The organism is Sphingomonas kaistensis, from assembly GCF_036884275.1.
Lineage (GTDB): Bacteria > Pseudomonadota > Alphaproteobacteria > Sphingomonadales > Sphingomonadaceae > Sphingomicrobium > Sphingomicrobium kaistense_A.
In genome coordinates, this window is sequence record NZ_CP145607.1 from 456,196 (window position 1) to 476,664 (window position 20,469).

General features: G+C 67.9%; 26 protein-coding genes. 19 read left to right on the top strand and 7 right to left on the bottom strand.

The window, feature by feature from the left end:
• Positions 1–5: 5 nt before the first annotated feature.
• Entirely contained in the window at positions 6–2,315 is a 2,310-nt protein-coding gene (locus tag V6R86_RS02015) for a S8 family peptidase (protein ID WP_338501615.1), read from the bottom strand.
• Positions 2,316–2,423: 108 nt separating this feature from the next.
• Between V6R86_RS02015 and V6R86_RS13835 the strand changes: the two genes are divergently transcribed.
• Genes V6R86_RS13835 through V6R86_RS02030 form a run of 4 tightly spaced genes read left to right on the top strand, consistent with a single transcriptional unit; the run spans position 2,424 to position 4,415 of the window.
• Positions 2,424–2,648: a hypothetical protein gene (locus V6R86_RS13835; protein ID WP_425335933.1), complete on the top strand. Its 225-nt coding sequence runs from the start codon at positions 2,424–2,426 to the stop codon at positions 2,646–2,648.
• Positions 2,648–3,115 carry an HAD-IA family hydrolase gene (locus tag V6R86_RS02020; RefSeq protein WP_425335934.1) on the top strand — a complete coding sequence of 156 codons (468 nt, stop codon included), beginning with the start codon at positions 2,648–2,650 and terminating at the stop codon, positions 3,113–3,115. The genes V6R86_RS13835 and V6R86_RS02020 overlap by 1 nt, the downstream gene beginning before the upstream one ends.
• Positions 3,112–3,933: a 2,3,4,5-tetrahydropyridine-2,6-dicarboxylate N-succinyltransferase gene (gene dapD, locus V6R86_RS02025; RefSeq protein WP_338501617.1), complete on the top strand. Its 822-nt coding sequence runs from the start codon at positions 3,112–3,114 to the stop codon at positions 3,931–3,933. Before V6R86_RS02020 ends, dapD begins: the two co-directional genes overlap by 4 nt.
• The gene (locus V6R86_RS02030; RefSeq protein ID WP_338501619.1) at positions 3,933–4,415 is read left to right on the top strand and encodes a histidine phosphatase family protein; all 483 of its coding nucleotides are present in this window, start codon (positions 3,933–3,935) and stop codon (positions 4,413–4,415) included. The genes dapD and V6R86_RS02030 overlap by 1 nt, the downstream gene beginning before the upstream one ends.
• Here V6R86_RS02030 and V6R86_RS02035 read toward each other — a convergent pair.
• The gene (locus V6R86_RS02035) at positions 4,412–4,963 is read right to left on the bottom strand and encodes a TlpA disulfide reductase family protein (RefSeq protein ID WP_338501621.1); all 552 of its coding nucleotides are present in this window, start codon (positions 4,961–4,963) and stop codon (positions 4,412–4,414) included. The two genes, V6R86_RS02030 and V6R86_RS02035, sit on opposite strands and share 4 nt — an antisense overlap.
• On the opposite strand from V6R86_RS02035, the gene V6R86_RS02040 reads away from it, so the two are divergent.
• Positions 4,962–5,333, top strand: coding sequence for a hypothetical protein (locus tag V6R86_RS02040; protein ID WP_338501622.1), 372 nt, complete (start codon positions 4,962–4,964; stop codon positions 5,331–5,333). The two genes, V6R86_RS02035 and V6R86_RS02040, sit on opposite strands and share 2 nt — an antisense overlap.
• Positions 5,330–6,211, top strand: a complete 882-nt coding sequence (locus V6R86_RS02045; protein WP_338501623.1) for a UTP--glucose-1-phosphate uridylyltransferase — start codon at positions 5,330–5,332, stop codon at positions 6,209–6,211. The genes V6R86_RS02040 and V6R86_RS02045 overlap by 4 nt, the downstream gene beginning before the upstream one ends.
• Here the strand turns inward: V6R86_RS02045 and V6R86_RS02050 are convergent.
• Positions 6,208–6,732, bottom strand: coding sequence for a response regulator (locus V6R86_RS02050; protein ID WP_338501624.1), 525 nt, complete (start codon positions 6,730–6,732; stop codon positions 6,208–6,210). The two genes, V6R86_RS02045 and V6R86_RS02050, sit on opposite strands and share 4 nt — an antisense overlap.
• 132 nt (positions 6,733–6,864) lie before the next feature.
• Here V6R86_RS02050 and V6R86_RS02055 point away from each other — a divergent pair, with 132 nt between their 5' ends.
• The gene (locus V6R86_RS02055) at positions 6,865–7,167 is read left to right on the top strand and encodes a hypothetical protein (RefSeq protein WP_338501626.1); all 303 of its coding nucleotides are present in this window, start codon (positions 6,865–6,867) and stop codon (positions 7,165–7,167) included.
• Here the strand turns inward: V6R86_RS02055 and V6R86_RS02060 are convergent.
• Positions 7,164–7,730, bottom strand: coding sequence for an HNH endonuclease (locus tag V6R86_RS02060; RefSeq protein WP_338501628.1), 567 nt, complete (start codon positions 7,728–7,730; stop codon positions 7,164–7,166). The two genes, V6R86_RS02055 and V6R86_RS02060, sit on opposite strands and share 4 nt — an antisense overlap.
• Positions 7,731–7,896: 166 nt before the next feature.
• Between V6R86_RS02060 and gluQRS the strand changes: the two genes are divergently transcribed.
• From gluQRS to V6R86_RS02110, 10 genes are all read left to right on the top strand, one after another.
• A complete protein-coding gene (gluQRS, locus tag V6R86_RS02065; RefSeq protein WP_338505372.1) occupies positions 7,897–8,739 on the top strand; it encodes a tRNA glutamyl-Q(34) synthetase GluQRS in 843 nt (280 codons plus the stop codon).
• Between the two features lie 12 nt (positions 8,740–8,751).
• Entirely contained in the window at positions 8,752–8,955 is a 204-nt protein-coding gene (locus tag V6R86_RS02070) for an HIG1 domain-containing protein (RefSeq protein ID WP_338501629.1), read from the top strand.
• Between the two features lie 4 nt (positions 8,956–8,959).
• On the top strand, positions 8,960–9,517 hold the full coding sequence (locus V6R86_RS02075) for a cob(I)yrinic acid a,c-diamide adenosyltransferase (RefSeq protein WP_338501631.1): 558 nt from the start codon (positions 8,960–8,962) through the stop codon (positions 9,515–9,517).
• Positions 9,518–9,590: 73 nt separating this feature from the next.
• On the top strand, positions 9,591–10,214 hold the full coding sequence (locus V6R86_RS02080; protein WP_338501632.1) for a flavodoxin family protein: 624 nt from the start codon (positions 9,591–9,593) through the stop codon (positions 10,212–10,214).
• Positions 10,215–10,279: 65 nt separating this feature from the next.
• Entirely contained in the window at positions 10,280–11,446 is a 1,167-nt protein-coding gene (gene egtB / locus V6R86_RS02085) for an ergothioneine biosynthesis protein EgtB (protein WP_425335973.1), read from the top strand.
• Positions 11,400–12,392, top strand: a complete 993-nt coding sequence (egtD, locus tag V6R86_RS02090) for an L-histidine N(alpha)-methyltransferase (protein ID WP_338501637.1) — start codon at positions 11,400–11,402, stop codon at positions 12,390–12,392. Before egtB ends, egtD begins: the two co-directional genes overlap by 47 nt.
• A gap of 41 nt (positions 12,393–12,433) precedes the next feature.
• A complete protein-coding gene (locus V6R86_RS02095; protein WP_338501639.1) occupies positions 12,434–12,745 on the top strand; it encodes a YggT family protein in 312 nt (103 codons plus the stop codon).
• 4 nt (positions 12,746–12,749) lie between these two features.
• Positions 12,750–13,643: a bifunctional methylenetetrahydrofolate dehydrogenase/methenyltetrahydrofolate cyclohydrolase FolD gene (gene folD / locus V6R86_RS02100; RefSeq protein ID WP_338501641.1), complete on the top strand. Its 894-nt coding sequence runs from the start codon at positions 12,750–12,752 to the stop codon at positions 13,641–13,643.
• Entirely contained in the window at positions 13,640–14,269 is a 630-nt protein-coding gene (locus V6R86_RS02105; protein ID WP_338501643.1) for a hypothetical protein, read from the top strand. Before folD ends, V6R86_RS02105 begins: the two co-directional genes overlap by 4 nt.
• Positions 14,266–14,898 carry a MarC family protein gene (locus V6R86_RS02110; RefSeq protein WP_338501644.1) on the top strand — a complete coding sequence of 211 codons (633 nt, stop codon included), beginning with the start codon at positions 14,266–14,268 and terminating at the stop codon, positions 14,896–14,898. Before V6R86_RS02105 ends, V6R86_RS02110 begins: the two co-directional genes overlap by 4 nt.
• A gap of 3 nt (positions 14,899–14,901) precedes the next feature.
• Here V6R86_RS02110 and V6R86_RS02115 read toward each other — a convergent pair whose 3' ends face one another.
• A complete protein-coding gene (locus V6R86_RS02115) occupies positions 14,902–16,686 on the bottom strand; it encodes an AcrB/AcrD/AcrF family protein (protein ID WP_338501646.1) in 1,785 nt (594 codons plus the stop codon).
• A gap of 67 nt (positions 16,687–16,753) precedes the next feature.
• Between V6R86_RS02115 and V6R86_RS02120 the strand changes: the two genes are divergently transcribed.
• Both V6R86_RS02120 and V6R86_RS02125 read left to right on the top strand, forming a co-directional pair.
• Positions 16,754–17,164: a GtrA family protein gene (locus V6R86_RS02120; protein WP_338501648.1), complete on the top strand. Its 411-nt coding sequence runs from the start codon at positions 16,754–16,756 to the stop codon at positions 17,162–17,164.
• Positions 17,164–17,895 (top strand): class I SAM-dependent methyltransferase, encoded by a 732-nt coding sequence (locus tag V6R86_RS02125; protein ID WP_338501650.1) that lies wholly within the window; start codon positions 17,164–17,166, stop codon positions 17,893–17,895. Before V6R86_RS02120 ends, V6R86_RS02125 begins: the two co-directional genes overlap by 1 nt.
• Here the strand turns inward: V6R86_RS02125 and V6R86_RS02130 are convergent.
• Positions 17,817–18,848, bottom strand: a complete 1,032-nt coding sequence (locus tag V6R86_RS02130; protein WP_338501653.1) for a glycosyltransferase family 2 protein — start codon at positions 18,846–18,848, stop codon at positions 17,817–17,819. The two genes, V6R86_RS02125 and V6R86_RS02130, sit on opposite strands and share 79 nt — an antisense overlap.
• On the bottom strand, positions 18,845–20,419 hold the full coding sequence (locus V6R86_RS02135) for a hypothetical protein (protein WP_338501655.1): 1,575 nt from the start codon (positions 20,417–20,419) through the stop codon (positions 18,845–18,847). Before V6R86_RS02135 ends, V6R86_RS02130 begins: the two co-directional genes overlap by 4 nt.
• Positions 20,420–20,469: the final 50 nt, after the last annotated feature.

Below are 20,469 nucleotides of genomic sequence, written 5' to 3' on the forward strand. Positions count from 1 at the left end.
GCGGCTCAGAATCCGAGCGAAAACCGGATGGCCGCGCCGGTATCGGGGGCGGCCGCCTTGATGTGCCCCGGCTGGTAGCGCGTAAACAGATTGCCGCTGACCCAGCCGTTGCCGAGCCAGCGCCGGCCGTAGCTCAGCTCGGCATCAAGCTCGCGCCCGCGCGGGACCATGCTCGACCGGACGATGCTGTAGCCCGGCGTCAACGAGGCATAATCGTAGCTGGTCGGCAGCGACATGGCGAAGCCTCCACTGTCGATCCGCAGCGGCTGCGAGAAGCGCAGGCCGACGCGATCGCCGTCCGTCAACAGATCGCTGCCCGCCACGTCCAGCGCATAGGCGCCGGTGGTGAAAGCGCCGCCCGCGAACTTGGTCCAGCCGCGCCGCGCGCTGACCCCCGCGCTCCACCCGGCGCCAAGGTCGCGGCGGGTTTCGAGGTCGAGGAAGGTGGTCCCCGCCCCGCCGCCACCGAGCAAGCTGTCCATGTGCCCGCCGAGCAGGCTGCGGTTTTCCTCGAGCCGGCCGAGCCCGACCGACACCCATTGCCTGCCGAAGCTGCGGTCGAGGGTGACGGCGTTCCAACGATAGGGCGCGCCGGTCGCCAGCGTGCGGCGTTCGCCGCTGACTTCGCCGGTTTCGCCCGACAGGGTGAGGCCCATCTTGGTGCTGAGATCGCGGCGAAGCGCGAAGGAGGTACCGCGGGCCGCGTCGAAGCCGGGGCTTCCGCCCACGTCGCGGGCGATCAGGAACGCGCCGCCGCCAACGCCCGACAAGCGCCGCTCCATCGCCTTGGCCCCTTCGGCGAAGCCGAACGCGACCGCGGTCTTCCTGTCGATCTTCGCCACCGCCGATCCGGCGACGAGCCGCGCCTTGCGCAGGTCGTCGGGGCCGACGCCGCCGCTGGTCAGCAGAAAGCCCTTGCCGTCGCTGCGCTCGACCACCGTCATCAGGACGTTCAGCGGGCCCGCACCCGCCGCGCCGGCGCGATAGGAGCCGGACAGCGCGCGGTGGAGCGGTGCCGAGCGCGGGGCGCTGCGGATGGTCCGGGCGAGGTCCACCGCGAACGCCCGCGAATAGCCGTCGAGCACGACTGCGCCGATGCCGGTCGAATACGTGCCCGCATCGCCCGCCGATCCCGGCATGTCGGAGCCTCCGGTCGAGACGGGATCGGGGCTGCCGGCCAGCGACAGGGTGCCCAGCGGCTGAAAGGCTTTGCCGATATTGAGGCGGCCGCGCCCGTAGATGGCGTCGATGCCCGGATCCCCGAGATCGTCGGCGCTCCGGAACAGGATATCGACGATCTGCGCGCCGGTAAGGTTGGGAAAGGCCGAGGCGAGCAGGGCGACCGCGCCGCTGATGGTGGGCGCGGAAAAGCTGGTGCCGCTGTAGCGCACCGTGCGCTCTTGATGGTCGATGGTCCGGACGCCGGTCCCGAATGCGGCAAGGTAATTGCTGGCGCTGGCGCCCGCCCGGTTGCTGAAATCGCTAAGGAGATCGGTGGTGACGAGGACGCCCGTCGAATCGCGCTGCCCGATCGATCCGGCGATGATCACGTTGGTGGGAAAGCGGGCGGCGGGGGCGGCGGCGAACTGGTCGGCGTTCAATCCCTTTTCGGGATCCTTGCCGTCGTTACCCGCCGAAATCACGATCACCGTGCCGACGTTCACCGCGCGCGCCATGGCGCTGAGGAGAAGGGTGCTGGGCGAGGATCCGCCAAGCGACAGGTTGATGACCCGGGCGCCGGCCGCGACCGCGGCGTCAACCCCGCGCGCAATGCTCGAATCGGCGAACTTGCAGCCTTCGTTCTCGCCGGTGGTGGCGCAACTTCCCGCGGTGTCGGCGCGCAGCGCGATGATCGTGCTGTCAAAAGCGACGCCGTGGATTTCCTTGTCGTTCTTGGCGGCGGCGATCACCGCGGCGACGGCTGAGCCGTGGCCGTCTTCGTCGCCCAGCGGGCGCGCGGCGCTCGTGACGTCGCGGCTGGCGGGATCGATTCGCCCGGCCAGCTCGGCCATGTTGGGATTGATGCCGCTGTCGATCACCGCGGCCTTGACGCCTTTGCCGGTCGCGCCCTTGTCATAAGCGGCGATCGCGCCCGAGATGACGGCCGCGTTGGAATATTGATATTCGGTCGTGTTGTAATTGACCGCCGGAGTCGGCGGCGGCGTGACCACGGGCGGCGGCGGGGTCGGCGCCGGGGAGGCGATGGTCGGCGGGGGCGGCGCCGGGGTCGATTCGACGCTGCCCCCTCCACCGCCGCACGCGGACAGGCTGACCAGAGCCAGGGTTGCAGCCGATCCGAGAAGCGCCTTCGCCATCCCAATCCTTTCACAAACCGTTAGATTTGCACGATAATTCCGGGTTCCGCTTAGCCGATGATTCCTTTCGCTTTGCTGACGGTCTCCAAGCACGGTAGCGGCGCCATCATGGCAGATCCCGCCCCCGTCCGCATCAGGCCACCGTTCGATCGAATCGAGACCTGGATCTTCGATCTCGACAATTGTCTGTACCCCGCTTCCACCGGCCTGTTCGCGCTGATCGACGAGCGGATGGGGGCCTATATCCGCGCCTGCTGGGCGTCGATGCGATCGAGGCGCGGCGCATTCAGAAAGAGCATTTCCGCAATCACGGCACCACGCTGGCCGGCCTGATGCGCGAGAACGAGGTCGATCCCTATCATTTCCTTGAAGACGTCCACGACATCGCGCTCGACCGGGTCGGACCGAACGAGCGGCTGGCGCGGGGGCTGGGGCTGCTGCCGGGACGCAAGTGCGTCTTCACCAACGGCAACGCGCCTTATGCCCGCCGCGTGCTCGAGCGGATCGGGATCGGCGACCGGTTCGAGCATCTCCACGACATCGTCGCCTGCGAGCTTCGGCCCAAGCCCGAACCGCACGGCTATGACCTGTTGTGCCGCCAGTTCGGCATCGATCCCACCACCGCCTGCATGGTCGAGGACATGGCCCGCAACTTGAGGCCGGCCAAGGCGCTCGGCATGACCACCGTGTGGGTGGACAATGGCTCCGAGCATGGCAATCACGACAACGAACCCGGCCATATCGACTGTCGGATCACCGACGTCGCCGACTGGCTGCACGACATATTGGAGGACCAATGACCGACCTTGCCGCCATTATCGACAACGCCTGGGAGGCGCGGGACGGGATCGGCGTCGATACGCGGGGCGAGGTGCGCGATGCGGTGGAACAGGCGCTGGCGCTCCTCGACAGCGGCGAAGCGCGCGTGGCGGAGCCGGGCGAGAGTGGCTGGACGGTCAACCAGTGGCTCAAGAAAGCCGTGCTGCTGAGCTTCCGCCTCAACGCGATGGAAGCGATTCCCGGCGGCCCCGGCGGCGCGCCGTGGTGGGACAAGGTGCCGAGCAAGTTCGCCGGCTGGGACGCGCAGGAATTCGCCACCCGCGGCTTTCGTGCGGTGCCGGGCGCGATCGTGCGGCGCGGCGCGTATATCGCGCCGGGCGCGGTGCTGATGCCGAGCTTCGTCAATCTCGGCGCTTATGTCGGTGAAGGAACGATGGTCGACACCTGGGCGACCGTCGGCAGCTGCGCGCAGATCGGCCGCAACGTCCATATCTCGGGCGGAACGGGGATCGGCGGCGTGCTCGAGCCGCTGCAGGCCGGCCCGGTCATCATCGAGGACGATTGCTTCATCGGCGCCCGAAGCGAGGTCGCCGAAGGCGTGGTGGTCGAGCGCGGCAGCGTGATCAGCATGGGGGTGTTCCTCGGCGCGTCGACCAAGATCGTCGACCGGGCGAGCGGCGCGATCAGCTATGGCCGGGTGCCGGCCTATTCGGTGGTGGTGCCAGGCACGCTGCCGGGCAAGGACGGCGGCCCGGGCCTTGCCTGCGCCGTGATCGTCAAGACGGTGGACGAGAAGACCCGCTCCAAGACGGGGATCAACGAGCTGCTGCGCGACTGATGCGGACGCTGGTCGCCCTTGCGATGCTGGCGCTGGCCGGGTGCGCGAGCGTTCCGGCGCCGCCACCGGTCCCCAACATCTATGTCGTGCGCCACCTCAATACGCCGGCGGGCGTGGCCAATGCGCAGTTGACTGCCGAAGGCCGCGCCAATGCGGTGAAGCTGGCAGACTTTTTCCGCCGCGATCCGCCGCGCACCATCCTCGTCAGCGACACCGACCGCGCCCGCGACACCGCCGCCCCGACCGCCGCGCGCTATGGGGCGGCGGTGCTGACCTATGACGCGTCCGACACCCCGTCCCTCGTCGCTCAGGCGCTGGCGTCGACGGGCACCGTGCTGGTGGTCGGACACAGCAACACCGTGCCCGACATCGTCGCAGGCCTTGGCGGCACCAAGCCGGCGCCGCTGGTCCACGAGGATTTCGGCGATGTCTGGCATATCAGCGGTCCGCAGCGGACCACCGTTCGAAGCAAGTTGCCCTAGCGCGCTTCCTTGAGCAGCTCGGCCGCCTTCGCTCCGGTCCAGTCGAGATCGCCGGTGAAGCGCCAGATTTCCTTGCCGTTCGAGCCGTAAAGAATGGTGGTCGGCATGATCTGCGAGCCGAGCGCCATCGACAGTTCCATTTCGCTGTCCTGATAAGCCTCGAGCCCGACCTTCTTGTCGGCGAGAAAAGCGCGGACCTTGTCGGGGGCGGCGGTGTCCTGGCTGATCGCCGCGATCTGCGGCGCGCCGGCCCGGTCGGCCAGCGCGTCGAGGGTCGGCAGTTCCTTGACGCAAGGGGCGCACCAGGTCGCCCACAGGTTGACCAGCAATGGCTTGCCCCCGGCGATCGCGGGCAGGCTGGTATCCTCGCCCTCGCCGTCCTTGAAGCCGACCGCCGGCATCGCCTTGCCAGCCTGGCTGCGGTCGAGGCCGGGGCCGCCCGGCTCGGTCGCGTCCGCCGCGACGGCTTCACTTTGGGAGCCAGCTTGCCTATCGCAGCCCGAGGTCAGCAGGGCGGCAAATGCCGCGGCGAGGAAGAGAACACGCATGACGACGCGCTTGGCCTCGAACGGCAGCCGGCACAAGCTTGGGCTTAGGTCCAGCGCGCTTGGCGCCGTTTCCCTGGCGCTCGCGCTCGCCGCCTGCGGCCGCGCCGGCGAGCTTCGCCCGGCCGATGGCGCCTCGCTTCCGGTCAAGCCCAAGCTGGCGGCGACCACCCCAACCCCGACCGAGCTTCTGACTCCGCCCGCGATCGCCCGGCCGGTCCGGGTCGACGAGGTGCTGCGCCGGTCCGAACCGCGCCAGCCCGACCGTTTCGATCTGCCTCCGCCGAGCGGTGCCGACGCGCCGGCGGAACCCGAAGGCGACAGCAACGCTACGCCCAACGACAACCAGACCCGCGTGCAGGAGCCCCAATGAGCCTTTCGCCGAGCCAGACCTTCAAGCCCGTCCGCAAGGCCGTTTTCCCCGTCGCCGGCCTCGGCACCCGCCTGCTGCCCGCGACCAAGACCATGCCCAAGGAAATGCTGACGGTGATCGACCGTCCGCTGATCCAATATGCGGTGGACGAAGCGCGCGAAGCGGGAATCGAGCAACTGATCTTCGTCACCGGTCGCGGCAAGTCGAGCCTGGTGGATTATTTCGACGTCTCGTTCGAGCTTGAGGCGACCATGACCGCCAAGGGCAAGAGCCTCGACGTGCTCGACCTCAGCCGTGCCGATTATGGTGAGCTGATCAGCGTCCGCCAGCAGCAGCCGCTCGGCCTCGGTCACGCAGTGTGGTGCGCGCGGCACGTGGTCGGCGACGAGCCGTTCGCGGTGCTGCTGCCCGACGATCTGATGGCCGGGACCCCGGGCGCGCTTCGCCAGATGGTCGATGCGTACGATAAGGTCGGCGGCAACATCGTCTGCGCCGAGGAAGTCGCGGCGGAAAAGACTGCCAGCTACGGCATCGTCACGCCGGGCGCGACCGAGGGCAATCTGACCGAAGTGCGCGGGCTGGTCGAAAAGCCCAAGCCCGAGGTCGCGCCGTCGCGGCTGGGCGTCATCGGCCGGTATATCCTCCAGCCCGAAGTGATGGACCTGCTCGACAGCCAGGAACCGGGTGCGGGCGGCGAGATCCAGCTGACCGACGCGATGGCCAAGCTGATCGGCGACCAGCCGTTCCACGCGGTCAAGGTCGATGCGGTGCGCCACGATTGCGGCGACCGGGCAGGCTATGTGCTGGCGACGCTGAAGCTCGCGTTGCAGCGCGAGGACCTCGCCCCGTTGGTGCGCGAGGCGCTGGCCGGGGCTTAGGCCGGCAGGCGCCGGCGTTCGGCTTCGAGCTGGACCATCCGGTCCTTGAGTTCGCCGAGCTCGATCGCCTTCATTGCGGCGCGGGCGTCCATCGCTTCCATGTCGGCGCGCAAGGCGGCGACGCGGGCGGCGGCGGCGCGGCGGCGTTCGATACGCGCGACCAGCACTTCAAAGTGGAAGGGCTTCAGGATCACGTCCTCGGCTCCGGCCTCGAAAGCGCGAACCGCGGGGTCGGCCTCGGCGCGGCTGGCGATCAGGATCACCGGCGTTTCGGCAAAAGCGGCCTGGTCGCGGATCGAACGAGTGAGTTCGGGGCCGCTCATCGGGTCCATCACCAGTTCGGCGATGACCACGTCGATCGCCGACCGGCGAAGCTCGCCGAGCGCCGTTGCGCCATCACTTGCGGTGACGATGGAATAACCTTCCGCGCCCAGCCGGCGAGCAAGCACTGCCTGGTGGGACCGGTTGGGGGACACCACCAGCAGGCGGGGACGACGCGTGAAGGAAGACGGCGGGGACATGGCCGTAAAAGTGAAGGCTATTGGTTAACGAAGTCCTAAACCTTTGGCTGCAGTAGATGGTGACCCAGATTGCCGGTGACGTCCGGGCTTGGGTGCGGTAGGTCTGGTGGCCAAGCCGGGTCGGAGACTGCGATGTCCTTGCTGATGGTCGCGCTGTTGCAGGCGGTTTCCGCGACACCGCCCGAAAAGATCGACCTGACGATTCGCCGCCCCTGCGAGGCCGCCACGGAGACTCCGCAGGATATCGTGGTGTGTGGCCGAAACGGATCCGGCCGCTACCGGTTGAACGATCCGCTGCCGCCCCGGCAGTCCGATGTGCCCACGGCCGCGGTGCAGCTTGCCGATGGGGTTACGATCGCAGCCGAAGCCGAAGGAGCCCAAGCCGGTGGGCAGCAATCCAACCGGCTCATGGCGCGCATCAAGATCAAGTTCTAGGCGTCGAGTTCGACGTCCCAGTAGAGATAATCGCGCCAGCTTTCGTGAAGATAGCCCGGCGGAAAGGCGCGGCCGTGGTCCTGCAATTGCCAGCTGGTCGGCCGCTCGGGCCAGCGGACGATGTGCATCCCCGCCTGGCGCGGGGTGCGGCCGCCTTTCTTGAGGTTGCACGGCGCGCAGGCGGTGGCGACATTCTCCCATGTCGTCCGGCCGCCCTGGGCGCGGGGGATGACGTGGTCGAAGGTCAGTTCCTTGCCCGACCCGCAATAAACGCAGCGGAAGCGGTCGCGCAGAAACAGGTTGAAGCGGGTGAAGGCCGGATGCTCGCTCGGCCGCACGAATTGGCGGAGCGCGATCACGCTCGGCAGCTTCAGCGTGTGATTGGGGCTGTGCACCTCGCGCTCGTAATGAGCGATGACGTCGACCCGTTCGAGGAACATCGCTTTCACCGCGGTCTGCCACGGCCACAGGCTGAGCGGATAATAAGACAGCGGGGTGTAGTCGGCGTTGAGCACCAGCGCCGGGCAGCTTTCCGGGTGGCGGATAAGATCGGGATGATACACGAGCGACAGGTCTCCGTGGTGGTCCTGCCGAACGCGTCTCCCGGGCCTTGTCGCACGCAAGGAGGAGACCGTTTTCGGCCGCTTCCCTTGTGCCCCACCGGTTGCCAGTCCGGTGTGACGCCCATGTGAATCGCAAGTTGCAGTTTCGCGGTCAAGGGCTCAACGCATCCGCGTGATCACGAGGTTCGCGCCTTCGCCGACCGGGCGGCTGCATCTGGGGCATGCGTATAGCGCGGCGCTCGGGCGCAAGCATGGGGCACGCTGGCTGCTGCGGATCGAGGATCTCGACCCCGGTCGGGCCCGGCCCGAGTTCGTCGTCGGCATCAGGGAGGATCTGGCGTGGCTGGAGCTCGAACCCGACGGCGCGCCGATCGTGCAGTCCGAACGCACGCACCTCTACGCCGCTGCGCTCGACCGGCTGAAGGCGCAGGGCCTCGTCTACCCCTGCTTCTGCACCCGAGCCGATATCGCCGCTTCCCTGACCGCGCCGCATGGCGATGCCGGAAGCGCTTATGCCGGGACCTGCCGCGGCCTTCCCGACGATCCCGACCGGCGCGCCGCGACCCCGCATAGCTGGCGGCTCGATGCGGCCAAGGCGATTGCGGCTGCGGGCGGGGTGCCGGGCTGGATTGAACAGGACGGCAGCCGCCACGAGGGCTCGGCGGCGATGATTGGCGACGCGATCCTGGCCCGCAAGGACGCGCCCTCTTCCTATCATCTCGCCTGCGTGGTCGACGATGCCGACAACGGCGTCAGCCTGGTCGTGCGCGGCGCGGATCTCAAGCCCTCGACCCCGGTGCAGCGCTTGCTTCAGGTCCTCCTCGGCCTGCCCGAGCCGACCTATCTCCACCACCCGCTCGTCCTCCACGACGACGGCCGCCGCCTCGCCAAGCGCGACCAGGCGCCGACATTGGCCGCGATGCGCGAGGCGGGGGTCGACGGGCGCGCCCTTGCCGATGCGCTGGGGGTGGGCATTCTGCCTACTGGTTATCGTCTCGCCCTCCCCTAAGTAGGACCGATCATGAACACGCTTCTCATCATCGCGCTGGTGCTCGCCATGGCGGCAACCGCTTATGTTCTCGTCCGCGGCGTCATTGCCATGGCGTCGGGCAAGGTCGGCAATCAGCAGGAACAGCAGCAATGGATGCGCAAGCGCGTGCTTTATCAGGGCATCGCGGTGTTCATCGCCGCGGCGATCATGCTGCTCGCCAGCGCGGGCAGCTGACGCCTTGGTCAAGCTCAACAAGATCTACACCCGCACCGGCGACGCCGGGCAGTCGGGGCTGGTCGACGGCAGCCGGGTCAGCAAGGCCTGCGCGCGGATGCACGCGATCGGCGAGGTGGACGAGGCGAACAGCGCGATCGGCCTCGCCATCGCGGAACTCGACGGCGAGGCGAAGGCAGCGCTCAGCCGGATCCAGAACGAACTGTTCGATCTTGGCGCCGATCTCGCCACGCCGGGCGAGATGGAAGGCGCGCTACGCATCGTCGCACCCCAGGTCGAGCGGCTGGAAGCCGAGATCGACGCGATGAACGAGGATCTGTCGCCGCTGACCAGCTTCATCCTCCCCGCCGGCAGCCGCGCGGTGTCCGCACTGCACCTCGCCCGCGCCACCGCGCGCCGGGCGGAGCGATGGACCGTGGCGCTGGCCGAGGAAGCGCAGGTGAACCCGCACGCGCTGGCTTACCTGAACCGCTTGTCCGACCACCTGTTCGTGACCGCGCGGCACGTCGCGGCGATGTCCGGGGGTGATGTGCTGTGGCAACCGGGCGCGACCCGGACCTGACTTTTGGTCGGTGGCGGGGACCCAAGCGCGGCCCACTCGTTATGGGGTGATACCCCAGATCCGCGGAGACCCTGTGACCCTTAAAGCCATCGCCATCAACGCCACGCTCAAGGCCTCGGGCGACGAGCCTTCGTCCACCGACAAGATGATCGACCTAGTCAAGGACGCGCTGACCGGGCGCGGAGCCGAGTGGAAGGGTACGATCCGCCTCGCCGATCACGACATCAAGCCGGGGGTGACCTCGGACGAAGGCGACGGCGATGCCTGGCCCGAACTTCGCAAGCAGATCCTCGAAGCCGATATCCTGGTGTTCGGCACCCCGGTCTGGATGGGCCAGCTGCCGAGCGTCGCCAAGCGCGTGCTGGAGCGGATGGACGCCTTTCTGTCCGAAACAGACGACAACGGCCGGATGCCGAGCACGGGCAAGGTCGTCGCGGTCGCCATCGTCGGTAACGAGGACGGCGCGCACAACGTCTCGGCCGATCTGTTCCAGGGATTGAGCGACACCGGCTGGACCGTCCCGCCGGGCGGCCCGGCTTATTGGGTCGGCGAAGCCATGGGGTCGGTCGACTTTAAGGACCTGCCCAAAGTCCCCAACAAAGTCACCGAAACGGTCGAAATGCTGGCGTCGAACAGCCATCATCTCGCGACGCTGCTGGCCGACAAGCCCTTTCCTGGGGTAAAGCAGGAAGGGTGAACAGGCAGGCGACCCTTGCGCCGGTATCGCTCGGCGAGCGGCTACGGGCCACCCGTGACCTCACGATGGCGCTGGCCGAGCCGCTGAGCGACGCCGATGCGACGGTGCAGCCGATGCCCGATGCGTCGCCGGCCAAGTGGCATCTGGCGCACACCAGCTGGTTCTTCGAAACCTTTCTGCTGCGCGAATTTGTGCCCGATTATCGCCTGTTCGACGAGCGCTGGCCGTTCCTGTTCAACAGCTATTACGAAGGCGCAGGCGAGCGGCTGGCCCGCGATCGGCGCGGCATGCTGTCGCGCCCGTCGCTGGACGAAGCGCGCGCCTATCGCGCCCATGTCGACCAAGCGCTGGCGGCGGCGCTGCCCGACCTTGACGACGACGCACGCGACCTGATCGAGCTCGGCATCAATCACGAGCAGCAGCATCAGGAACTGTTCCTCACCGACATCCTGGCGACCTTCGCCGCCAATCCGCTTGAGCCGGCTTATGCGGCGGCTCCGCCCACTCGGACGGCCGACCCCGGCCGCGACGTGGCATGGGTCGAAGGACGTAGCGGTGTGGTCGAGATCGGCACCAGCGAGGAGAGCTTCGCCTTCGATTGCGAGCGGCCGCGCCATCAGGTGCTGCTCCAGCCCCACGCCATCGCCGACCGCTTCGTCACCAACGGCGAGTGGCAGCAATTCATCGCCGACGGCGGCTACCGGACGCCGGGCCACTGGCTGAGCGACGGCTGGGCCTGGGTCGGGCGCGAGGGGATCACCGCGCCGCTCTATTGGGGCGAAGACGGGACCAGCTTCACGCTGGCGGGGCGCCAGCCGCTCGACCCGAACGCGCCCGTCACCCACGTCAGCCATTACGAGGCCGACGCCTTTGCCCGCTGGGTCGGCGCGCGGTTGCCGACCGAGGCCGAGTGGGAGGACATGGCCGCCGGCCACGACCCGCGCGGTGGCAACCAGCTCGACCATGCCGGCGCCGTCATGCCGCGGCCCGGCGGCGATTTCTTCGGCGATGTCTGGTGCTGGACCGGTTCGGCCTTCCTGCCCCACCCCGGCTTTCGTCAGCCCGAGGGGCCGGTCGGCGAATATAACGGCAAGTTCATGAGCGGGCAGATGGTGGTGAAAGGCGCAAGCTGCGCCACCCCGCGCGGCTCGTCGCGGCCCTCGGTCCGCAGCTTCTTCCCGCCCCATGCCCGCTGGCAATTCACCGGAGTACGCCTTGCTCGCGACTGTTGAGACCCGCCCCGACCCTGCGTTCGCCAAGGGAGTGCTGGACGGCCTCGCGCAGGATCCGCCCGCCATTCCTGCGCGCTGGTTCTATGACGAGGCCGGCTCGCAATTGTTCGACGCGATCACCGATCTGCCCGAATATTATCCGACGCGGACCGAGATCGGCATTCTCGAAACCGCCATGCCCGAAATCGCCGACGCCGTCGGCCCGGGCCGCGCGGTGGTTGATTACGGCGCCGGTTCGCTCGCCAAGACCCCGCTGTTGCTCGACGGGATCGAGCCCGCGCTCTACGTCCCCGTCGATATCAGCGGCGTGCATCTTCGGGCCAGCGCCGAAGTGCTGGAAAAGCGCTTTCCCGGCCTGCCGATCGAGCCGGTCGAAGCCGATTTCACCCGGCCGTTCGACCTTCCGGCAGAGGTCGGCGACCATCCGCGGCTCGGGTTCTTTCCGGGCTCGACCATCGGCAATCTCGTGCCGCCGAGCGCGGTCGACCTGCTGCGATCGTTTCGCCGCACGCTCGGCACCGGGGCGCTGCTGCTGATCGGGATGGACCGGGTGAAAGACCCTGCCCGGCTGGTCGCCGCTTATGACGATGCCGCCGGGGTCACCGCGCGGTTCAACCGCAACCTCCTCGAACGCATCAACCGCGAGCTTGGAGGCACCGTCCCCGTCGAAGCCTTCGCCCACGAAGCGCGCTGGAACGCCTCCCTGTCGCGGATCGAAATGCACCTCGTCGCCCAGCGCGACGTCCGGTTCGAGATCGACGGCCGACCTTTCCAGATGGCCGAAGGCGCCAGCATCCACACCGAGAACAGCCACAAATATACGCCTGAAAGCAGCCAATTGCTGCTCTCGGCCGGCGGCTGGACCGTGCGCCGCGCGTGGACCGATCCGGCGGGCGACTTCTCGCTGCTGCTGGCGCGGGCCGAACCGGAGCGGATGGCCCCTTGAGCCGTGTTGCCCCTGCAATACGGGGCGGCTAGAGGGGGCGGATGGTCATTCTGCGCACCCTTCTCGAGATTGCCGCGATCCTGCTCAACGTCCTGTGGTGGCTGATCATCATCCAGGTGATCCTGAGCTGGCTGATCGCGTTCAACGTGCTGAATACGCAAAGCGAGGGAATGCGGCGGTTCCTGACCGGCCTCGACCGCTTCCTCGAGCCGCTCTACCGGCCGTTCCGCAAGATCCTGCCCGATTTCGGCGGGCTCGACCTGTCGCCGGTCGTGGTGCTGTTGCTGATCGGCATCCTGATCAACCCGGTCATCTCGAACACGCTCGCCTCGCTCCCGCCGCCGGGAGTGTGAGCCGATGAGCGCGCGTCGGATCGACGGCAAGGCTGCGGCAGCGGAGGTGCGGGCGAGCGCCGGGCGTGCCGCTGCCTTCTTTCGCGCGACCACCGGACGAGCGGTCGGCCTCGCCACCGTGTTGGTCGGCGAGGATCCGGCGAGCGAAGTCTATATCCGCTCCAAGCGCGCGGCCTGCAGCGAAGCGGCAATGGAAAGCCTGCATCATGCGCTTCCCGCCGAGACCAGCGAAGCCGACCTCCTCGCCCTCGTCGCGCGGCTAAATGCAGACCCGGCGGTGGACGGCATCCTCGTCCAATTGCCTCTCCCGCCGCACATGGACGCGGCGCGAGTGATCGACGCGATCGACCCCGACAAGGACGTCGACGGCTTTCATGTAGTGAACGCCGGACGGCTGGCTGTCGGCGATCCTGCGGCCCTGGTGCCCTGCACGCCGCTCGGCTGCCTGCACCTGCTCAAGGCCGAACTCGGCGATTTGAGCGGCAAGCATGCCGTAGTGATCGGCCGCTCCAACATCGTCGGCAAGCCGATGGCAATGCTGCTGCTGGCCGAAAGCTGCACCGTCACCATCGCCCACAGCCGCACCCGCGATTTGCCCGCTTTGGCTCGCGAGGCCGACATCCTGGTCGCCGCCGTCGGTCGGCCCGAGATGGTCCGCGGCGATTGGGTCAAGCCCGGCGCCACCGTGATCGACGTCGGAATCAATCGCGTTGCCGGCGCTGAGCCCGGCAAGACCCGGCTTGTCGGCGACGTCGCTTATGCCGAGGCTGAGAGGCAAGCGGGCGCGATCACGCCGGTGCCGGGCGGGGTCGGGCCGATGACCATCGCCATGCTGCTTCGCAACACCGTCGTCGCGGCACACCGCCGCCAAGGCCTCGCTCCACCGGAGGGACTATGATCCTCGCCTCGCTGATGCTCGCTGCCGCCGCTCCGACTACCGCGGTCGAGGCGGAGCGCGCCTTTGCCGCCGACGCGAAAGCTCAAGGCCAGTGGACCGCTTTTCGCACCTGGGCCGATCCAACCGCGGTGATGTGGACCCCGCAAGCCGTCTGGGCGCACGATTTCCTGAAGGACCGCAAGGACCCGGCCACCGCCGTCCAATGGTGGCCTTCGCACAGTTGGCAATCGTGCGACGGCCGCACGGCGGTCAACGTCGGGCCCTGGCAACTGCCGAATGCGACCGGGCGGTTCATCACCCTGTGGATGCGCCAGGCGTCGGGTGACTGGCGCTGGACCGCCGATGGCCAGCTTGCCGCAGCGCCGCGGTTCGCCATTCCCAAGCGCCCGGTGGTGCGGGTCGCCGCCTGCGGCAATGCCGCCGCGCGGGCTCGGCAGGTCGCCGCCAATTACGCGCAGCCGCTCAATCGTACGGCCCCGCCGGGCGACAGCGGCTATGCCCGTTCGGCCGACGGCACGCTCCTGTTCAACTGGACCGTCACGGCCGACGGCGTTCGCCGCACGCGCGTTCAGCTGTGGAACGGGCGCCGATTCGATACGGTGCACGACCGCACCACGCGGCCATGATCGAGCTTTTCACCTCGGCCTTTCTGACTCTTGCGGTCATCATCGATCCTCCCGGCTGCGCGCCGATCTTCGCCGGGCTGACCAAGGGCGCGGACGCCGCGCATCGCCGGGCGATGGCAATCCGCTCGGCGGTGGTCGCCTGGTGCATCCTGCTGTTCTTCGCGCTGCTCGGCGAGCCGCTGCTACGGACGCTCGGGATCAGCCTGTCGGCGTTCCGGCTGGCGGGCGGCATCATGCTGTTCATGATCGCGCTGGACATGGTGTTCGAAAAGCGCACCGAGCGCCGCGAAGAGCGGGCGCGCGAGATCGAAGGCACGCCCGAAGCCGACGACATTTCGGTGTTTCCGATGGCGATCCCGATGATTGCGGGCCCGGGATCGATCGCGTCGATCATGCTGTTGTCGGGCCGCGCCGACGGGACGGTGGAGCAGGTGGTCGTGCTCGCCGCGATGACCGCGGTGATCCTGTTGACCCTGCTGGCACTCCTCACCGCCGGGCCGCTAATGCGGATGATCGGGGCCAAGATCGAGGCGATGATCACCCGCATCCTCGGCGTCATCCTCGCCGCGCTGGCCGTGCAGTTCGTGCTCGACGGGCTGGAGCGGAGCCTGCCCGGATTGGCGGGCTGAACCCTAGCGCAGCACCCGCCACATCTTGAGCGGGCTGTCCTTACCGAGGTCGATCGGCTGCAGCCACGGGAAGCTCGCCCCGCGCTCCAGCTGCGCATAGAAGCCGCGCGGCGCCTGGGCGCGAAAGATGGTCGCCTGGTTCATGTGCGGGCAGATTAAGAGATAGTCCGAGCGATGCTTTAGGATCAGCGCGCGGGCCTGTTCGGGCGTCCCGCGCATCGCATTCATGCTGTCGGCGATGGCCTCACCGTTGCGGTGATAGGGGCCGCCCAGCGCATCATGCCTGGTGATTGCGATCAGGCGGGGCCCGAGGTCGATGAAGGTGAACACCATGCCCTTGGGTTGCTTCGCCACCGGGCGCATCGCCCACAGGGTCGGGCAGAGCCGGTTGGCGCGGTTGTTGAGCCGCTGCGATTCGGTGACCTTGTCCTGTTTCTCGGGCAGATATTTGAGGACGATCGGCGCCGCACCGCCGCTCGCCACCAGCACCAGCGCGGTGGAGCCGAGCACGACGACGAGGCTGTTCTTGGCGTTCCACAAGCGCGGCAGCAGCGTGGCGGTGAGCGCCGCGCAGCCGACCACGCCGAGCAGCTGGCTCGCCGGCCCGGCGCGGGTCTGCCAGAACAGCAGGCCGAGCGACGCGGCGGCGATCGCGGCCGGGCCGAGGATACGGCGCAGATGCTCGGGCTCACGGCGGTGGAGGAAGGCGAGCCATGCCCAGCCGAGCAGTCCCGCGATGGGCAAAGAAATGACGGTGGTGACGGTCCGCCAGCTATGCTGGGTGATCGGCTTGGCCTCGCGCACATTGCTCAGCCACAGGCGGTCCACCTCCGGCGAGACGCCTTCGAGCCGTGACAGGCAGTTGGGCCAGGCCAGCGCATGGAAGGTTGCCACCGCTACGCCCGCTGCCGCGGCGAGCGCTAGGCGGGTGGTCCAGCGCGCCGGGCTCTTCCACACGATCAGCGCCAGCAGCGCTCCGCCGAGCAGCGCGTCGGACAGCCACACGGGCGACAGCGCATCGCACACCGCCGCGCGGTTGGCGTAGGAGGCGAACAATAGGAAGCCGATCGCCGTCCCCCCGGCGATGCTGACGGCATAGGCCAGCAGCCGATCGCGTTCTTCCGCGTCCGACACCCACATCAGCACCTGCGCGGCCGCGGCGAGCGCCAAATAGATCAGCATCTCAAGCCCGATCGACAGGCTGATCGCGCTGGCGATCCCGGCGGTCAGACCGCCGCGGCGACGGTCAGGATCGGCGAGGCCAGCGATGACTAGGCTCAGCATCGCCAACTGCCAGCCGTGGTGATCGATGCGGGTCGGCATGAACATGCCATTGGTCGCGCCGGCGAAATAGAGCGCGACAAAGGCCGCGACGAACGCCGCCGGGCTGATCAGCCGGCGGGCGGTCAGGGCGATCCCGGTCAGCAGCACCGCGTACGGCAGCAACGGCGCGACCGCGACCGCCATCCGCTCGGCATTGGCGCCGGTAGTGAACAATTTGCCGAGCAGGATCAGCCCGGCGATCGGCAGGTCGACGATCCGGCTCCAGTGGATGTTGGCGCCGCCGAACGCGGGATCGAAGCGATATTGGCGAAGGTCGTACCAGCCTTGCCCGTTCAGCCAGGCGCGGACCTGCGCCATGCGGAGGTTGTCGTCGGTGTCGCCGAGCTGGAAGGCGACAATCCCGCCCCACTTCTGCCAGGCGAACAGCGCGCAGGCGAGCAGCCAGACCAGCAGCACCACCAGCCGCCAATGCCGCTCCATCCATCCCAGCAACCGTTCCGGCACGCACTTCTCCCCGCCCCAAAAGGCAATCTGTTGCCGCTCTAGGCACTTGACCCTAGAGGGCAAGGCCATGATCCAGGCAAGCCTGCCCCAAGCCTCCCGCCGCGAGTTGATCGGCCAGTTGATCCGCTTCGGGCTGGTCGGACTCGGCTCGACCCTGCTCTACGCCGCGGTCTATTGGCCGCTCGCGACCTATGTCATGTGGCCGGTACTGGCGGTGGTGATCGCCTTTGCCGTGGCGGTGACCGCGGGCTTCTTTCTGCACAGCCGGTGGAGCTTCAAGGGGCATGAGCGGACCGAGGACGGCAAGACCAAAGCGCAGTTCCTGGGCGTGCAGACGGTGGGAATGCTGATGAACGCCGGTTTCACCTGGATCGCGGTCGACTGGCTGCACGGGCCGACCTGGTGGCCGCTTATCCCGGCGGTGCTGATCACGCCGTTCGTGACCTTTGCACTCAATCGCTGGTGGGTGTTCGGCTGATGGAACGGCAAGTCTACGACCGGATGGCAGAGCTCGACCAGCGGCATTGGTGGTATCGCGCCCGGCGCAAGGTGCTGGCGCAACTGATCGCCCGGGTGGTGCGGCCGCGCCCGAACAGCCGGATTCTCGAAGTGGGCTGCGGGACCGGGCACAACTTCCCGATGCTCGACGTCTTCGGTTCGGTCGAAGCGATCGAGGTCGATCCGGCCGCGCGGGCGATGGCCGAGAAACGGCTCGGCCGCGCCGTCGGGTCGGCGCCGTTGCCCGACCTGCCGGGTGTGGCGGACGCCTCGTTCGACATGATCGGCTCGTTCGACGTGATCGAGCATATCGAGGACGACCGCGCCGCGCTGGCGGGGATCGCGCGCTGCCTGAAGCCCGGCGGCAAGTTCGTGATGACGGTCCCGGCACACCAATGGATGTGGTCGGCGCACGACGTCGTGAACCACCATCACCGCCGTTATTCCAAGACCGGCCTCAAGGCGCTGTTCGACGGCTCGCCGCTGAAGCTCGAGAAGATGGGCTATTTGAATAGCCTGCTGCTGCCGGTCGCGATCGCGGCGCGGACGGCGGGCAAGATCACCGGCAAGGACGATGGCGACGACACGTTGCCCCCAGCCCCGCTCAATGCCGCGCTGGAGAAGGTGTTCGCTCAGGAAGCGCGGTTGATCGGCAGGGTGCCGCTGCCGCCGGGCCTGTCGCTCTGGGCGGTGGCTTCGTCGGGCACCTGACCGAGGCTCTTGCGCGGGATTCGCGCATCGCCCGCAATGTCCTGCACGATATAGAGCGGACGGTTCTTCGACTGGCTGTAGAGCCGGCCGATATATTCGCCCATCATCGCCAGCACGAACATCTGCACCGCGCCGAGCACCACGACCACCAGCATCAGCGAGGTCCAACCCTGGATGTTCTGGCCGGTGACGAAGGCGTAGCCGATGTAAAGGATGATCAGGATCGAGCTCAGGCTGAGCAGCAGCCCGGCGTGGCTGGCGAGCTTCAGCGGGGCCGAGCTGAACCCGGTCAGCGCGTCCAGTGCGAAGCGGATCATCTTGCCCAGCGGATATTTGCTTGTCCCCGCGAAGCGCTCGGCGCGGTCATAGGGGAAGGGCAATTGCTTGAACCCGATCCACGCCACCATGCCGCGCACGAACCGCGCCTGCTCGGGCATCGCCAGCAGCACGTCGAGCGCACGACGGCTCATCAGGCGGAAGTCGCCGGCGTCTAGGGGAATGTCGATCTCGGTGGCGCGCGACAGGAGGCGGTAGAAGGCATGGGCGGTGGCGCGCTTGAAATGCGTTTCGCCCGCGCGGCTTTGGCGCACGCCATAGACGACGTCGGCGCCTTCGCGGTCCATCATCTCGAGCATGGGCGCGAGCAACTCGGGCGGGTCCTGGAGGTCGGCGTCGACGATCAGGATGCGATGGCCCCGCGCTAAGTCGAGCCCGGCGGTCAGCGCCAGCTGGTGGCCGTGATTGCGCGACAGGTTGACGCAGGTGAGATGCGGGTCGCCCGCGCTCATGTCCTGCATGATCGGCCAGGTCCGATCCTTGGACCCGTCGTTGACGAGGATGATCTCGTAATCCTCGCCGAACGAGGTCCGCGCCGCGCCGCTCAGCCGCTGGTGCAGCAGGCGGACGCATTCCTCTTCGTTGAAGCAGGGAACGACGATCGAAAGCGCGGTCATGGTGCTGGGTTAGCGGGTCCGGGACGTATCCGGTAGAGGGCCGAGCCATCGGGCAGGCCCCAGACCTTTTGCAGGTCGGCCACCGCCGCCGGATCGTAGCGCGGCGGATCGATCAGCCACAGATAGTCGAACGCGTCGCGCGGGAAGCGGCGCAGCATGACACTGATCGGCCGTGCGTAGCGCGCCGGGCAATTGTCCTGCACGACGAGGTTCGAGGGATCGTGCTGCCAATAGCCCGCCGCCTTGTTTGTCACGGTCAGGAGCTTGGCGCCGGGCACGTCCCAGTGGTCGTTGGAAAAACCGTTGCGGCGCACCACCACCAAACCGCCGAGATGCGCGTTGCGCCACATCGGCCAGCCGCTCGCCCGGGTGCAGCCGAGGCCGACCATGCTGACCACGCGGGCGCCCATCGGCACCTGGTCTAGGGCGGTCAGTTGCCGCTCATATTCATCGCTCGCGAGCTTCATGCTCCACGTCACGCTGGCGGTGCGGGCGAGGAAAAAGCCGAGCGCCAGCAGCGCGAGCACCCAGCCCATCAACAGCGGCGTGTCGCGGCGGAAGCGGATCGCCAGTAGCGCAAAGGCGAACACGAAGGGCATCAGCCGCATGTCGGCATAAGCCGATCCGAAGATGATCCGCGGCAGGCAGACGAACGCGGTGCCCAGCACCAGCGCGGTAAAGGTCAGCATCCGCGACAGGGTCAGCCGCGGATGCACGATCGCGAACAGGAAGACGGTGAGGCAGAGAAAGAAGCTGATCCGGTCCCACACCCGCCAGCGATCGCGCAGCACAGTGTTCACGGAGAACATCTTGTTTGACCAGTTGAAGAAGTCGGTGGTCTGCCCGCCGCCTCCTTCGCGCCACAGCAGCATCAGCACCAGCGGCAGCGCCAGGCTCATGCTCTGCCCGACGGCGCGGAGAATCGAGCGCCACCAGCTTCGCCCGTCGTCGTGCGCGCGGACGACTTCGGACGAGAAAGCGAGCAGGCCGAGAAAGCCCCAGCCGAAGGCGTGACACAGCCAGACCAGGATGCTGATCGGCACGAACAAGGCGGCGCGCAGGCGGTAGCGGCGTTTGCGTCCGAGCCGCAGCCACAGCCCGAACGCCAGCATCGCCAGCGCAACGCTCAAGGCATAATTGACGAAGCCGAACAGGAAGTGGTGGCCGTAGACCAAAGGCAGCGCGAACATCACCGTCGGCGGCAGGCGGTGATGCACTTCGCGCGCGACCCACAGCATGCCCGCGGTGGTCATCATCGGAATGAGGATGATGACCAGCTTCACCGCCGGTTCCAGCCCGATCAGCCGGGCCAGCGGGTAGACCGCGAGGTCGACGCCGAGGTTGCCCATCAGCGCCCATTTGAAGCTGTAATTGGCGGTAAGGCTCGGCACGTCGCCGTCGAGCATCACCCGGTAGCGGCCCATGTGGCCGAGCAGGTCGACCAGCGGCGGCACGGGCGGGTAGAGCAAGGGCACGGCGGACAGCAACACCATCGCCACCACGAAGGCACGCGTTTCCCACCAGGGACGCGGCGCTCCGGGCGGGCTGGGCGGTGCGGCGGGCGGGATCATGGCTCCGCGCCAGCCCCTTGCAGCTTGCGCGGCACCTGTCACCCCCGGTT

Excerpts from the sequence above, each read along its gene's own strand:
- egtB (WP_425335973.1), top strand. The coding sequence starts at position 10,280 with ATGGCGCTGGCCGAGCCGCTGAGCGACGCCGATGCGACGGTGCAGCCG.
- V6R86_RS02035 (WP_338501621.1), bottom strand. The coding sequence starts at position 4,963 with ATGCGTGTTCTCTTCCTCGCCGCGGCATTTGCCGCCCTGCTGACCTCG.
- egtD (WP_338501637.1), top strand. The coding sequence starts at position 11,400 with ATGCCCGCTGGCAATTCACCGGAGTACGCCTTGCTCGCGACTGTTGAG.
- V6R86_RS02105 (WP_338501643.1), top strand. The coding sequence starts at position 13,640 with ATGATCCTCGCCTCGCTGATGCTCGCTGCCGCCGCTCCGACTACCGCG.
- V6R86_RS02110 (WP_338501644.1), top strand. The coding sequence starts at position 14,266 with ATGATCGAGCTTTTCACCTCGGCCTTTCTGACTCTTGCGGTCATCATC.
- V6R86_RS02070 (WP_338501629.1), top strand. The coding sequence starts at position 8,752 with ATGAACACGCTTCTCATCATCGCGCTGGTGCTCGCCATGGCGGCAACC.
- V6R86_RS02055 (WP_338501626.1), top strand. The coding sequence starts at position 6,865 with ATGTCCTTGCTGATGGTCGCGCTGTTGCAGGCGGTTTCCGCGACACCG.
- V6R86_RS02045 (WP_338501623.1), top strand. The coding sequence starts at position 5,330 with ATGAGCCTTTCGCCGAGCCAGACCTTCAAGCCCGTCCGCAAGGCCGTT.
- V6R86_RS02020 (WP_425335934.1), top strand. The coding sequence starts at position 2,648 with ATGCGCGAGAACGAGGTCGATCCCTATCATTTCCTTGAAGACGTCCAC.
- V6R86_RS02040 (WP_338501622.1), top strand. The coding sequence starts at position 4,962 with ATGACGACGCGCTTGGCCTCGAACGGCAGCCGGCACAAGCTTGGGCTT.
- folD (WP_338501641.1), top strand. The coding sequence starts at position 12,750 with ATGAGCGCGCGTCGGATCGACGGCAAGGCTGCGGCAGCGGAGGTGCGG.
- V6R86_RS02015 (WP_338501615.1), bottom strand. The coding sequence starts at position 2,315 with ATGGCGAAGGCGCTTCTCGGATCGGCTGCAACCCTGGCTCTGGTCAGC.
- V6R86_RS02030 (WP_338501619.1), top strand. The coding sequence starts at position 3,933 with ATGCGGACGCTGGTCGCCCTTGCGATGCTGGCGCTGGCCGGGTGCGCG.
- dapD (WP_338501617.1), top strand. The coding sequence starts at position 3,112 with ATGACCGACCTTGCCGCCATTATCGACAACGCCTGGGAGGCGCGGGAC.
- V6R86_RS02095 (WP_338501639.1), top strand. The coding sequence starts at position 12,434 with ATGGTCATTCTGCGCACCCTTCTCGAGATTGCCGCGATCCTGCTCAAC.
- V6R86_RS13835 (WP_425335933.1), top strand. The coding sequence starts at position 2,424 with ATGGCAGATCCCGCCCCCGTCCGCATCAGGCCACCGTTCGATCGAATC.
- V6R86_RS02135 (WP_338501655.1), bottom strand. The coding sequence starts at position 20,419 with ATGATCCCGCCCGCCGCACCGCCCAGCCCGCCCGGAGCGCCGCGTCCC.
- V6R86_RS02130 (WP_338501653.1), bottom strand. The coding sequence starts at position 18,848 with ATGACCGCGCTTTCGATCGTCGTTCCCTGCTTCAACGAAGAGGAATGC.
- V6R86_RS02120 (WP_338501648.1), top strand. The coding sequence starts at position 16,754 with ATGATCCAGGCAAGCCTGCCCCAAGCCTCCCGCCGCGAGTTGATCGGC.
- V6R86_RS02050 (WP_338501624.1), bottom strand. The coding sequence starts at position 6,732 with ATGTCCCCGCCGTCTTCCTTCACGCGTCGTCCCCGCCTGCTGGTGGTG.
- V6R86_RS02125 (WP_338501650.1), top strand. The coding sequence starts at position 17,164 with ATGGAACGGCAAGTCTACGACCGGATGGCAGAGCTCGACCAGCGGCAT.